Annotated in this window: 10 protein-coding genes and 2 pseudogenes; 4 read left to right on the top strand and 8 right to left on the bottom strand. The window is 69.4% G+C overall.

Features of this window, described 5'->3' with window-relative positions; genetic code table 11:
• Positions 1 to 5: 5 nt before the first annotated feature.
• Positions 6 to 1,460, top strand: coding sequence for a dihydrolipoamide acetyltransferase family protein (locus tag WBG99_RS17145; protein ID WP_338897145.1), 1,455 nt, complete (start codon positions 6 to 8; stop codon positions 1,458 to 1,460).
• A gap of 87 nt (positions 1,461 to 1,547) precedes the next feature.
• Here WBG99_RS17145 and WBG99_RS17140 read toward each other — a convergent pair.
• Both WBG99_RS17140 and WBG99_RS17135 read right to left on the bottom strand, forming a co-directional pair.
• Positions 1,548 to 2,551: pseudogene (locus WBG99_RS17140) on the bottom strand (Bro-N domain-containing protein).
• Between the two features lie 514 nt (positions 2,552 to 3,065).
• Positions 3,066 to 3,968: a D-alanyl-D-alanine carboxypeptidase gene (locus WBG99_RS17135; RefSeq protein ID WP_338897144.1), complete on the bottom strand. Its 903-nt coding sequence runs from the start codon at positions 3,966 to 3,968 to the stop codon at positions 3,066 to 3,068.
• 248 nt (positions 3,969 to 4,216) lie between these two features.
• Between WBG99_RS17135 and WBG99_RS17130 the strand changes: the two genes are divergently transcribed.
• Together WBG99_RS17130 and WBG99_RS17125 are read left to right on the top strand one after the other, a co-directional pair.
• Positions 4,217 to 4,879, top strand: a complete 663-nt coding sequence (locus tag WBG99_RS17130) for a GntR family transcriptional regulator (protein WP_338897143.1) — start codon at positions 4,217 to 4,219, stop codon at positions 4,877 to 4,879.
• Positions 4,876 to 6,189, top strand: a complete 1,314-nt coding sequence (locus WBG99_RS17125; protein ID WP_338897142.1) for an MFS transporter — start codon at positions 4,876 to 4,878, stop codon at positions 6,187 to 6,189. The genes WBG99_RS17130 and WBG99_RS17125 overlap by 4 nt, the downstream gene beginning before the upstream one ends.
• A 54-nt stretch (positions 6,190 to 6,243) precedes the next feature.
• On the opposite strand, the gene WBG99_RS17120 is transcribed toward WBG99_RS17125, so the two are convergent.
• Positions 6,244 to 7,068, bottom strand: a complete 825-nt coding sequence (locus WBG99_RS17120) for a maleylpyruvate isomerase family mycothiol-dependent enzyme (protein ID WP_338897140.1) — start codon at positions 7,066 to 7,068, stop codon at positions 6,244 to 6,246.
• Positions 7,069 to 7,302: 234 nt separating this feature from the next.
• Here WBG99_RS17120 and WBG99_RS17115 point away from each other — a divergent pair, with 234 nt between their 5' ends.
• Positions 7,303 to 8,097: a carbon-nitrogen family hydrolase gene (locus tag WBG99_RS17115; protein ID WP_338897139.1), complete on the top strand. Its 795-nt coding sequence runs from the start codon at positions 7,303 to 7,305 to the stop codon at positions 8,095 to 8,097.
• Between the two features lie 32 nt (positions 8,098 to 8,129).
• On the opposite strand, the gene WBG99_RS17110 is transcribed toward WBG99_RS17115, so the two are convergent.
• The 5 genes and pseudogenes from WBG99_RS17110 to WBG99_RS17090 form a co-directional block, all read right to left on the bottom strand.
• A complete protein-coding gene (locus WBG99_RS17110) occupies positions 8,130 to 8,624 on the bottom strand; it encodes an LURP-one-related family protein (protein WP_338897138.1) in 495 nt (164 codons plus the stop codon).
• A pseudogene (locus tag WBG99_RS17105) lies at positions 8,621 to 8,853 on the bottom strand (helix-turn-helix domain-containing protein); the annotation flags it as partial. The pseudogene WBG99_RS17105 and the gene WBG99_RS17110, both read right to left, overlap by 4 nt.
• A gap of 40 nt (positions 8,854 to 8,893) precedes the next feature.
• The gene (locus tag WBG99_RS17100; protein ID WP_338897137.1) at positions 8,894 to 9,127 is read right to left on the bottom strand and encodes a DUF6458 family protein; all 234 of its coding nucleotides are present in this window, start codon (positions 9,125 to 9,127) and stop codon (positions 8,894 to 8,896) included.
• A 211-nt stretch (positions 9,128 to 9,338) separates the two neighbouring features.
• On the bottom strand, positions 9,339 to 10,637 hold the full coding sequence (locus WBG99_RS17095; RefSeq protein ID WP_338897136.1) for a M18 family aminopeptidase: 1,299 nt from the start codon (positions 10,635 to 10,637) through the stop codon (positions 9,339 to 9,341).
• 155 nt (positions 10,638 to 10,792) lie between these two features.
• On the bottom strand, positions 10,793 to 12,634 hold the full coding sequence (locus WBG99_RS17090; protein WP_338897135.1) for an acyl-CoA dehydrogenase: 1,842 nt from the start codon (positions 12,632 to 12,634) through the stop codon (positions 10,793 to 10,795).
• Positions 12,635 to 12,736 lie beyond the last annotated feature (102 nt).

Below are 12,736 nucleotides of genomic sequence, written 5' to 3'. Positions count from 1 at the left end.
GGTCCGTGACGACGATGACAGACACGTCTCTGCGCGAGTTCAAGATGCCCGACGTGGGCGAGGGACTCACCGAGGCCGAGATCCTCAAGTGGTACGTCCAGCCCGGCGACACCGTCACCGACGGCCAGGTCGTCTGCGAGGTCGAGACGGCCAAGGCCGCCGTCGAACTGCCCATCCCCTACGACGGTGTCGTGCGCGAGCTGCACTTCCCCGAGGGCACCACGGTCGACGTGGGCACGTCGATCATCGCGGTGGCCGTGGCGGGCGGCGCGGCCCCGGCACCGGCCTCGGCCCCCGCCGAGGAGGCCGCGCCCGCCGAGCCGGCGGCGAAGCCCGAGCCCGCGGCGCCGGCGGCCAGGAAGCCCGAGGGCCGCAAGCCGGTCCTCGTCGGCTACGGGGTCGCCGAGTCCTCCACGAAGCGCCGTCCCCGCAAGGGCGTCCCGCCCGCCGCGGTTCCCGCCGAGGACACCTTGTACGGCGCCGCCGCCCTCCAGAGCATCCAGGGCGAGCTGAACGGCCACGGACAGCACGGGGCCCCCGCACCGCGTCCGCTGGCGAAGCCGCCGGTGCGCAAGCTGGCCAAGGACCTCGGCGTGGACCTGGCGACGATCACCCCGTCCGGCCCGGACGGCGTCATCACCCGCGAGGACGTCCACGCCGCCGCGGCCCCGCCGACGGCCCCGGAGCCCGTTGTGGAGGCCCCCGCCGCACCCGCGGCCCCTGCCGTCGCCCCGGCGCCGGTGGCGTCGTACGACGACGCGCGCGAGACCCGTGTCCCGGTCAAGGGTGTCCGGAAGGCGACGGCGGCGGCGATGGTCGGCTCGGCGTTCACCGCGCCGCACGTCACGGAGTTCGTGACCGTCGACGTGACGCGCACGATGAAGCTGGTCGAGGAGCTGAAGCAGGACAAGGAGATGCGGGGGGCGCGGGTGAACCCGCTGCTCCTGATCGCCAAGGCCCTGCTGGTCGCCATCAAGCGCAACCCGGACATCAACGCCTCCTGGGACGAGGCCGCCCAGGAGATCGTGGTCAAGCACTACGTGAACCTGGGCATCGCCGCCGCCACCCCGCGCGGCCTGATCGTCCCGAACATCAAGGACGCCCACGCCAAGACGCTGCCCCAGCTGGCCGAGTCCCTGGGCGAGCTGGTCTCGACGGCGAAGGAAGGCAGGACCTCCCCCGCCGCGATGCAGGGCGGCACGGTCACCATCACCAACGTCGGCGTCTTCGGCATCGACACCGGCACGCCCATCCTCAACCCCGGAGAGTCCGCCATCCTCGCCGTCGGCGCGATCAGGCTCCAGCCGTGGGTCCACAAGGGCAAGGTGAAGCCCCGACAGGTCACGACACTGGCCCTGAGCTTCGACCACCGGCTGGTGGACGGGGAGTTGGGCTCCAAGGTCCTGGCCGACGTGGCGGCGATCCTGGAACAGCCGAAGCGGCTGATCACTTGGGCGTAAGGGCGTGACTGGATAGGCTCGGCGCGAAGGGGTCGGCCGCAACTTCGACTTGCGGTCGGCCCCTTCCGCCTCTGTCCCTCAGATGCGTCAGCGTGGGCTGAGCACATACACCGGCGCCCCGTCCTCCGTCGCCCCCTGAGGACGGATGCAGGCGTGCTTGCGCAGCAGCCGGAGACATTCGTTGACGCGGTGCACCGACAGCCCGGTACGGGCGGCGATCGCCTCCAACGGCTGACGCAGCTCACCGTCCTCGACAAGTACCGGGGCGATCACCACGGCCACGGTCCATACGTCCGCGGTCACGGACAGCCGCCCCCGCCAGTCGGCCAGCACGGCCTCGGTGGTCGGATGCGCTGAGAACGCGGTGGCGGTGGGTGCCGGCCGGTCGACGGCCAGGACGTCGAGCCGGTTCGCGATGCGCTCCATGGCCTGAGCCGTGGCTTGCCGGCGGTGAGCGTTTCGTGCTGCGTCTCCAGCATGGTCTGCTGCGTTTTCACCATGGCCTGCTGTGTCTCCAGCAACTCCTGTTGCAGAGCGAGCGATTTGTGCTGTGCGACCGCGAGCTGCTCGTCCGCCCGAAGGTTGCGCTCTTCGAGCCGGACGAGGGCCTCGGCGACCTGCTCGGGCATGGCGTACGCGATGGGCCCACCGGGTCCGGCGGGTTGTACCTCGGCCTCCACGAGGGTGTAGGAACCCTCCCTCTGAATCGTCTCGACGACCTCGGCGACCCACTGTTTGAAGGGTGCGCATTCGGGTTTGGTGCAGGCGCCGACGAGAAGGATCAGCCCCTGGAGATCGATGAGATTCAGGTCTCGACGCCACTCTCTACCTGCGGGAATGCTGAGACCGTGACCTCCAGTCAGTGTCTCAAGAATGTCTCGATGCTTCTCCGGGACATGGTCGATGAGAGCTTTGCGAGGCGTTGTGTAGCCCAATCGCTTGCAGACATCCACCGCCGGAAACCAGTGCGTCCCGTCCGGCATGGTCAGTCGGCGGACCCTGGCTCCGGTAGCGGCGTAGACGAAGTCGCCGACGTCGAGAGCATCGCGCTGGGTGCGAGGATGGGGCCGGTGCTTGCTGGGTTCGATCACTTGAACCACCTCCGCCCCGGAACCTAGGTCGGAGAAAGGCGAATATGCCAGCCAGCGCAACGATGTTCACCATTGCGAGGGAAGACCGGCTGTTCGGCTTGCATCCGGTCGGAGTGCCTTGGCGCGGGGTGTTGTTCAGCAACGGCCGGGCCGACAGCGCACCTGACCCCAGTCGCCGGACAGCCTTCATCGAACCCCGGGTGCTGTGAGCCTGCGGACCTCGACATCCTCGATACCGCGGCGCCCCACCAGATGACCGGGCAGCACGCTCTCGTCGTCGCAGAGGAACTCTGTCACCGCTCACGGGCCGCCGTCCGTGCGGTCCAACTCTCCTCCGCGTTGTGCAAGTCCACCAGAAGCTGCCCTACGTCCGAGGGCTGCGCGCTGCGGTGGAGCCGCTTCCAGGCGCCGCGGTGTCCGCGCCGGCTCCCTGTCGTGGATCCCGTTCCAGCGCTGGAAGGGCCGGCCGCTGGTGTGCGGCCGGCCCTTCTCGTCTGTACGAAGACGCTGGAGGCTACAGCGTGGCGAAGCCGTAGTTCATGAGCTTCTTCACGTCCGCCGTGCGGTTGGCCGCGGAGGACGACGTGAGGACGGTGCCCACGATGGTCTTGCCGTTGCGGGTGGCGGAGAAGACGAGGCAGTACTTGGCCTGGGTGCCGGAGCCGGTCTTCACGCCGATGGTGCCCTTCCAGCCGAGAAGGGTGTTGGTGTTCTTCCACGGCGTCATGGTGCGCGTGCCGCCGCTCTTCGTGGTGGTCTTCGCCGTGTACTTGGTGGTCTTCACGACCGTCTTGAACGTGGAGCTCTTCATCGCGCTGCGGGCGAGGATCGTGAGGTCCCGGGGTGTCGAGCGGTTCGCGCCCTTGCTGATGCCGTCGAACGAGTCGAATTTCGTGTTCTTCATGCCGAGGCTCTTGGCCATCTTGTTCATCTTGCCGATGAACGACTTCACGCGGGCCGTGCGGGTGGAGCCGGTGCCGAACTTGTCGGCCAGCGCGTAGGCGGCGTCGCAGCCGGACGGCAGCATCAGCCCGTACAGCAGCTGCCGCACGGTGACCTTGTCGCCCACGATCAGGCCCGCGTTGGAGGCCCAGTTGTTGTCGACGATGTAGTCGCTGTACGCCTTCTGGATCGTCACCTTGGAGTTCAGGTTCAGATTCGACTGCGAGAGCACGACCCTGGCAGTCATGATCTTCGTGGTGGAGGCGGTGAGTCTCTTGGTGTCAGCGGCCTTGGTGAAGAGGGCCTTGCCGTTGGCGCTGTTCATCACGAACGCGCCCTTGGCATTGATCGTGGGCTTCGCGACGGCGGCGTGCGCGGGAGCGGAGCCGACGACTCCGGTCGCGATCATCGCACCGGAGGTCACGACGACAGCGGCGGCTCTGCGTACTCGCACACCCTTTATGGCGGTAATCAAGTTCAGTACCCCGATTGCGTCAAATGTCTGAGGAGTGCGGCCAGTTCGACACCGGAGGGACAGGCGCAACCCGGGGCCGCTTCTCGTACGACAAGTGAGTAGCACAAAAGGTTGTGCGGCGGGCGAGGCGGGGGTCGATTCAAGTCCATCTCACACTCTCTTGAAGGTTCCATGGTGATTCGGGCGCGGTTCATCCCGGATCGTGGACGAGGGGCGCCATGCGTGCGTGTTGTATCTAAGCTGTGGCCATGTCCTCCGACCCAGCCCTGGCCGTGAAGCGGCCACCCGCCGCCGACCGTGTCTACGCCCACGTCAAACAGGGCGTCCTGGAGCGCCGTTACGAGGGCGGCACGCTGCTTACCGAGGGGGAGCTGGCCGAGGCGGTCGGGGTGTCCCGGACGCCGGTGCGCGAGGCGCTGCTGCGCCTTGAGGTCGAGGGGCTGATCAAGCTCTATCCGAAGAAGGGCGCCCTGGTCCTGCCCGTCTCCGCGCAGGAGATCGCGGACGTCGTCGAGACCCGGCAACTGGTCGAGGAGCACGCGGTCCGTAAGACGGTCCCGGCCTCGCCGCGGCTCATCGCCCGGCTGGAGGAACTGCTCGAACAGCAGAAGGCGCAGGCCGCCGCCGGGGACCTGGCCGCAGCAGCCGTGACCGACCGCTGCTTCCACGCCGAGATCGTCCGCAGCGGTGGCAACGACATCCTCTCCCGCCTCTACGACCAGCTCCGCGACCGCCAGCTGCGCATGGGCGTGGCCGTGATGCACGCCCACCCCGACCGCATCACCAAGACGCTCACCGAGCACGAGGAGATCCTCCGGGCGCTGCGCGCGGGCGATGCGGAGGCGGCGGTGAACCTGGTGCACCGGCACGTCAGCTGGTTCTCCAACCTGGCGCGGGGGGAGGTCCGGTGAGCCGCCCCGCCCCGTCCTCGTCCGCCGGTCTGCCCGGTGACCCGCCCGGTGGCCGCCGCGCCCTCGCCGTCTGGGGTGTGGGCGTCTGCGTCTACTTCGTCGCCGTCATCTTCCGTACGTCGCTGGGCGTGGCCGGTCTCGACGCCGCCGACCGCTTCCACGTGGGTGCCTCCGCCCTGTCGACCTTCTCGATACTCCAGCTGCTGGTCTACGCGGGCATGCAGATACCCGTCGGTCTGCTGGTCGACCGGCTCGGCACCAAGAAGGTGCTGACCCTGGGCATCCTGCTGTTCACGGCCGGCCAGATCGGGTTCGCGCTGTCGCCGTCGTACGGCACGGCGCTGGCCTCGCGGGCGCTGCTGGGCTGCGGTGACGCGATGACGTTCATCAGTGTGCTGCGGCTGGGGAGCCGCTGGTTCCCGGCCCGGCGCGGGCCGATGATCGCGCAGTTCGCGGGGCTCGCCGGCATGGCGGGCAACCTGGTCTCGACGCTGCTGCTGGCCCGGCTGCTGCACGGCGTGGGCTGGACGGCGGCGTTCGCGGGCAGCTCGGTCGCCGGGCTCGTCGTCCTGGTCCTCACCCTGCTGTTCCTGAAGGACCACCCCGAGGGGCACGAGCCGCAGCCGTTCCCGCACCGGGGGGCCGCGTACGTCCGGCGCCAGATCGCGGCGTCCTGGCGGGAGCCCGGCACCCGGCTCGGGCTGTGGGTGCACTTCACCACCCAGTTCCCGGCGATGGTGTTCCTGCTGCTGTGGGGGCTGCCGTTCCTGGTCCAGGCGCAGGGGCTGAGCCGGGGCACCGCGGGTGAACTGCTCACCCTCGTCGTCCTCTCCAACATGGTCTTCGGACTGGTGTACGGCCAGATCGTCGCCCGGCACCACGCGGCGCGGCTTCCGCTGGCGCTCGGCACGGTCCTGGGGACGGCGACGGTCTGGGCGGCCACGCTCCTGTACCCCGGCGACCACGCGCCGATGTGGCTCCTGGTCGTCCTGTGCGCGGTCCTCGGCGCCTGCGGCCCGGCCTCGATGCTCGGCTTCGACTTCGCCCGCCCGGCGAACCCGCCGGAGCGTCAGGGCACCGCCTCCGGAATCACCAACATGGGTGGTTTCGTCGCCTCCATGACGACTCTGCTCGCGGTCGGCGTCCTCCTGGACATGACCGGCGACGACTACCGCATCGCCTTCTCCGCCGTCTTCGTCCTTCAGGCGCTGGGCCTCAGCCAGATCCTCCGCCTACGGGGCCGCGCGGCCCGCCGCGAGCTGGAACGGCTGGTGGCGAGCCGGGTGGAGACCGTGCACGTACCGGTGTAGGGGCGGGCTTCCGTGGGCCCACCGGTGTAGGGGCGGGCCTTCGAGGCGGGCCGGTCACACGGTGACCGCGAACACGTGCAGGATCGCCGCGATCAGCTGTGGGTCGCCCTCGCCCTTGATGCGGTCGGCGACCAGGTCGGCGGTCACACGGCCGCAGGCGAGGCGGACGTAGGTCTCCCAGTCGAGGGTGAGGGTGGCGGCGGGGCCGAGGGCGGGGGAGGTCTCCAGGGTGCCGCGGCCCTGGATGTCGACGCGGACGGTGCGGATGAACTCCACGGGGCCGTGCACGTCGAGGACGACGGCCGAACTGCGCGGTGCCTGCGCGTCCTCGGCGATGACCTTCGGCAGGACGGAGAGCAGCTCGTCGCGGACGACGTACGCGCCCGGCGAGTCCAGGTTGCCCGGCTGCCCCAGCGCGGCGCGCAGATCCTGCTCGTGGACCCACACGTCGAACGCGCGGTTGCGCATGGCTTGTTCGAGGGTCAGCTCCGTGCCGAGCGGGCCACGCACCTTGTGGTCCGGCTGCCGTGACTCGTTCCGCAGCTGGCGGTTGCGCCGGATGATCGTGTACTCCAGCTCGGAGGTCATCTCCGGCGCGGTGTGGTGCCGGCGGGCGTCGACCTGCATCTCCATGTACCGCTGGTGCTCGGTCCGTACGTGGTACAGGTCGCGCGGGAGGGTGTGGATCGGACGCGGGTCGCCGAGCATCTCGCAGTCCAGGCCGATGACATGGGAGACCACATCGCGAACCGACCAGCCGGGGCATGGCGTCCGCCGGTTCCACTCGCCCTCCACGAGCGGCGTCACCAGCTCGGATATCGCGTCCACGGAGTGGGTCCAGGCGTCGGCGTAGGGCTGAAGTGTGGGATGCAGACTCACGGAACGGGACCCCTCGGGCGGTCGGTACGTGTCAGTACGGTCGGTACGTGTCGGCTACGTGGCGGGTGGTCTTCAGTGGGGGTGTCGGCGTTGACGGCGGTGAGCGGGCGTCGGCGGCTGTCAGTGGGCGCTGTGGAACGTTAAGTTACGCTGCTGAGGGGCACCCCGGCAGTGCTTTGGTGTGACGATCGTAGGTGCCCGTGTCGACGGCTCGAATGCCAGGACGGTGGTAGTGTGCGCGCCTCGCTCATTCAGATCGGTATAGAAGAGGACGAATCGGTTGATTCGCGCCGTCGGCGTGTGGCCTCGCTGGTGCGGGAGCAGGCCGGTGCCGATCTCGTGGTCCTCCCGGAGCTGTGGACCACCGGCGCGTTCGCGTTCGAGTCCTTCACGGCCGAGGCCGAGCCGCTGGAAGGTCCGACCTACGAGGCGATGGCCAAGGCGGCGAGCGACGCGGGCGTCTGGCTGCACGCGGGCTCGATCCCGGAGCGTGACCCGGACGGCCCCCTTTACAACACCTCCCTCGTCTTCTCACCTTCCGGTGACCTCGCCGCCGCCTACCGCAAGATCCACCGCTTCGGCTTCGACAAGGGTGAGGCGGTGCTGATGGGCGCCGGCTCGGAACTGGTGACGCTCCGTCTTCCCGAGACGACCATCGGCATCGCCACCTGCTACGACCTCCGCTTCCCCGAGCTGTTCCGGGGGCTCGTCGACACGGGCGCCGAGATGTTCGTGCTGTCGGCGGGATGGCCGGAGCGGCGGCGGTCGCACTGGACACTGCTGTCGCAGGCCCGGGCGATCGAGAACCAGGCGTACGTCCTCGCCTGCGGAACGGCCGGTACACACGCGGGGGTTCCCCAGGCCGGTCACTCGATCGTGGTCGATCCCTGGGGCGAGGTGCTCGCGGAGGCGGGCTCCGACGAGGAGGTCCTCACGGTCGACCTCGACCCGGCGAAGGTGGCCACGACCCGGGAGCTGTTCCCCGCGCTCAAGGACCGACTGCTGGGGCTGGAGCCGCCGCGCCGCTGATCCCTGCCGGCCGTCCCCGTTCGTCGCTTCCGTCAGTCGTCGTCCCTCTCCTTCTCCGCCAGGTGGATCACGCACACCGCCACGGCGATCAGCAGGGCCGGGTCCGCGTCGTCGCGTACGACGTCGAGGCCGTAGGTCTCGCGGACCCGCAGCCAACGGCGGGAGATGTGCGCGAGGAGTTCTCCGTCGTGCTCGACGACGAACTCACGGTCGAGGATCTTGCCGCTCACGTCGAGCTCGGTGCCGTCCACCAGCGACACCCGGTAGTGGTTGCGGAGCAGGGACAGGTGCTTACGACGGACGGTGGCCAGGGGCTCGCCGTCCCGTTCGACCACCATGGTGTCGCGCAGCGCGAACATCTTCTGCCTGATGTCGATCAGGACGCGCCCCTGGGTGTCCTTCAGCTCGAAGGTGTCCCGCAGCCGCATGGCCTTGCCGTCGACGAGGAAGGCCTTCCGGCCGTGCTCGTCCTCGATCCAGTAGTCGTCACCGATGCCGAGGAGCCGGTCGCGTACGAGGAATCTCATGCCTTCAGGCGTTCCCCGGGACCCGGTCCGAAACGTCGCTTGTAGGCCGAAGGGCTCAGGCCGGTCTCGCGGCGCAGCCGGTTCCGGAGGTTGGCGGCGGTCCCCGGGCCGCTCCGCGCGGCGACCACGTCCAGCCGTTCCTCGCCCCGCTCGATCAGCGGCACGCCAGGGTCACCCGCTCTCCGGTCAGCCAGGCCGGCGGGGTCGTCCCCGGGCGCTGACGGACTCGTCCGAGACCGCCCTCCTCGCTGCCCGCCGGGACGGTGTGGTCACATGCCGCCGTACCCGTCGCGGTGGTGCCGGTCGTCGACGACCGGAGTCGAGGGCGGCACCAGGACCCGCCTCCGCTTGGCGATGCTGCTGAAGGTGGCGACGCCGATCAGACCGACGATCATGAAGATGATGCCGACCAGGTCGAGGTTGACCCCTTGCATGTCCCAGTCGGTGGCGAACGTGAGGATGGCCCCCACGGCGATCAGAATGATGCACCCGCCCAGGCCCATGAGTGTTCCTCCCTGTGTCCGGTTGGGTCGGCCGGTCGTTCCGGTCGTTCGGTCCTACCGGTCGGGATCGGGTACCCGAACAGGCCTGTCAGTAACCAGTGCCGCGACAGGCAGCGTTCGCCCCGTCAACTGGTGCCGCGACAGGCAGCGTTCGCCCCGTCGGGCGAACCTCGCCTGCCGCGGCACCGGCCCTCGCGGGCGGGGGCCGGGGTCAGCCCTCCAGGAACGCCGTCAGAGCGTTCGCCAGGAGGTAGGGGTCCTTCGCGCCGCACAGTTCGCGGGCGCTGTGCATGGAGAGGATGGCGACGCCGATGTCGACGGTGCGGATGCCGTGGCGGGCGGCGGTGATCGGGCCGATGGTGGTGCCGCAGGGCATGGAGTTGTTGGAGACGAACGTCTGGAAGGGCACACCGGCCTTCTCACAGGCGGCGGTGAAGACGGCGCGGCCCGAACCGTCCGTGGCGTAGCGGTTGTTGACGTTCACCTTCAGGATCGGGCCGGCGTCCGCGCGCGGGTGGTGCGTGGGGTCGTGCCGCTCGGCGTAGTTGGGGTGGACGGCGTGACCGGTGTCGGAGGAGAGGCAGACCGTGCCGGCGAAGGCGCGGGCCCGGTCCTCGTACGAGCCGCCGCGGGCGAAGACCGAGCGCTCCAGCACGGAGCCGAGCAGCGGGCCGTCCGCGCCGGTGTCCGACTGGGAGCCGTTCTCCTCGTGGTCGAAGGCCGCGAGGACGGGAATGCGGGGGAGGCCGTCACCGGTGGTGGCGACCGCGGCGAGTGCCGCCGTACCGGCGTGCACGGAGAGGAGGTTGTCCATGCGGGGACCGGCGAGCAGTTCCTTGTCGCGGCCCAGGTACGCGGGGGCCTCGACGGAGTGGGTCATCAGGTCCCAGCCGGTGACCTCGCCCGAGGGGAGGCCCGACTCCTCCTCCAGGAAGGCGATCAGGTCGCCGTCGCGGACGTCGTCGCCCAGGCCCCAGACGGGCTGGAGATGACGCTGCTTGTCGAGCTTGAGGCCGTCGGAGGCGACCGAGCGGTCGAGGTGGATGGCGAGTTGGGGGACACGGAGGAGGGGTCTGTCGACGTTGACGAGGCGGCTGGTGCCGTCGCGCAGGGACAGGCGGCCGGAGAGGCCGAGGTCGCGGTCGAGCCAGGAGTTGAGCAGCGGGCCGCCGTAGACCTCGACGGCGACCTGGCGCCAGCCGTGCGCACCGCTGTCGGGGCGCGGCTTCACGCGCAGGTTGGGGGAGTCGGTGTGCGCGCCGACGATGCGGAAGGGGGTGTGCGGTGTGGCCCCCTCAGGCACGTACCAGGCGATGATCGCGCCGCCGCGCAGTACGTACCTGCCGCCCAGCGTGCCGTCCCACGCGTCCGTCTCCGCGACCTGTCGGAAGCCGGCCTTCTCCAGCCGCTCCGCGGCGCTCGCCACCGCGTGGTACGGGGACGGGCTGCTCGACAGGAAGGTCATGAGGTCGTCGGTGTGGCCGCGATCGAAGCGTGGGGGTGTGCGCATGGGGTTCACCTTAACGACGTACGAGGGCCCGCTCCCTGGGGTTGGGAGCGGGCCTCGTGGTGAGCGGTGTCGAGGAAGGGGCGCCGGACGGTCGGGCAGGGTCCGTCCGGCGCCACGGCCGGGGTGCGGCCGAGGGGCGCCCTTCCAGCGCCCTTCTAGAACGCCGCCTCGTCCAGCTCCATCAGGTCCAGGTCGACGCCCTCGGAGACCTTGCGGGCGAGGGTGACGCCCGGCAGGACCTCGGCCGCGAAGAAGCTCGCCGCCGCGATCTTGCCGGTGTAGAAGGCCACGTCCTTGGAGGACACAGCCTTGGCGGGGGCGGTCGCCAGCTTCTCGGCGGCGACGGCGGCGCCCCTGAGGAGGAGGTAACCGACGACCACGTCGCCGGAGGCCATCAGCAGGCGGGTGGTGTTGAGGCCCACCTTGTAGATGTTCTTGACGTCCTGCTCGGTGGCCGCGAGGTCGGTGAGCAGCAGACCGACCATGGCCTCCAGTTCGACGGCGGCCTTGGCGAGGTGCTCGCGGGCACCGGCCAGCCGCTCGCCGCCCTCGCCGACCGCCAGGAACTTCTTGATCTCCTCGGCGAGGGTGTTCAGCGCGGCGCCCTGGTTGCGGACGATCTTCCGGAAGAAGAAGTCCTGGCCCTGGATCGCGGTGGTGCCCTCGTACAGGGTGTCGATCTTGGCGTCGCGGATGTACTGCTCGATCGGGTACTCCTGCAGGAAGCCGGAGCCGCCGAAGGTCTGCAGCGACTGGGCAAGCTGCTCGTAGCCCTTCTCGGAGCCGTAGCCCTTGACGATGGGCAGGAGCAGGTCGTTCAGGGCCTCCAGGGCGGAGGCGTCCTCGCCGGCCGCCTCCTTGACCTGGATCTCGTCCTGGAGAGAGGCCGTGTACAGGACCAGCGCGCGCATGCCCTCCGCGTACGCCTTCTGCGTCATCAGCGAGCGGCGGACGTCGGGGTGGTGCGTGATGGTGACCTTGGGCGCGGTCTTGTCCATGAAGTTCGCGAGGTCCGGGCCCTGGACGCGCTCCTTGGCGTACTCCAGGGCGTTCAGGTAGCCCGTCGAGAGCGTGGAGATCGCCTTGGTGCCGACCATCATGCGGGCGAACTCGATGATGCGGAACATCTGGCGGATGCCGTCGTGCCTGTCGCCGATCAGCCAGCCCTTGGCCGGGTGGCGGTCGCCGAAGGTCATCTCGCAGGTGTTGGAGGCCTTGAGGCCCATCTTGTGCTCGACGTTCGTGGCGTAGACGCCGTTGCGCTCGCCCAGCTCGCCGGTCTCGAAGTCGAAGAGGTACTTCGGGACGAGGAAGAGGGACAGGCCCTTGGTGCCGGGGCCGTGGCCCTCGGGGCGGGCGAGGACGTAGTGGAGGATGTTCTCCTCCATGTCGTGCTCACCGGACGTGATGAAGCGCTTGACGCCCTCGATGTGCCAGGAACCGTCCTCCTGCTGGATCGCCCTGGTGCGTCCGGCGCCGACGTCCGAGCCGGCGTCCGGCTCGGTGAGCACCATGGTGGAGCCCCAGGTCCTCTCGACCGCGATCCGGGCGATCTTCTTCTGTACGTCGTTGCCCTCGTCGTGGAGGACGCCGGCGAACGCCGGGCCGGAGGCGTACATCCACACGGCCGGGTTCGAGCCGAGCAGCAGCTCCGCGTACGCCCAGATCAGGGAGCGCGGGGAGGTGGTGCCGCCGATCTCCTCGGGCAGGCCGAGGCGCCAGTACTCGGAGTCCATGAAGGCCTTGTAGCTCTTCTTGAAGGAGGCCGGTACGGGAGCGGTGTTCGTCTCCGGGTCGAAGACCGGCGGGTTGCGGTCGGCGTCCGTGAAGGACTCCGCCAGCTCGTTCTCGGCGAGACGGGCCAGCTCCTCCAGGATGCTCTTGGCGGTGTCCGTGTCCATCTCCGCGAACGGGCCGGTGCCGTACAGCTTGTCGCGCCCGAGGACCTCGAAGAGGTTGAACTCGATGTCGCGGAGATTCGACTTGTAGTGCCCCATGGCGACGGCTCCGTAGAGAGAAGAGGTCGGCGAGGCGCTGGATCCTCGCACTAGTTCACATACCAGCAAGTAGCTTCTATCCGATGATGCTACCCGTCGGTA

Source organism: Streptomyces sp. TG1A-60, from assembly GCF_037201975.1.
Classification (GTDB): domain Bacteria; phylum Actinomycetota; class Actinomycetes; order Streptomycetales; family Streptomycetaceae; genus Streptomyces.
The sequence above is the reverse complement of the archived record's forward strand: the minus strand, read 5'-3'. Positions and strand labels throughout refer to the sequence as shown.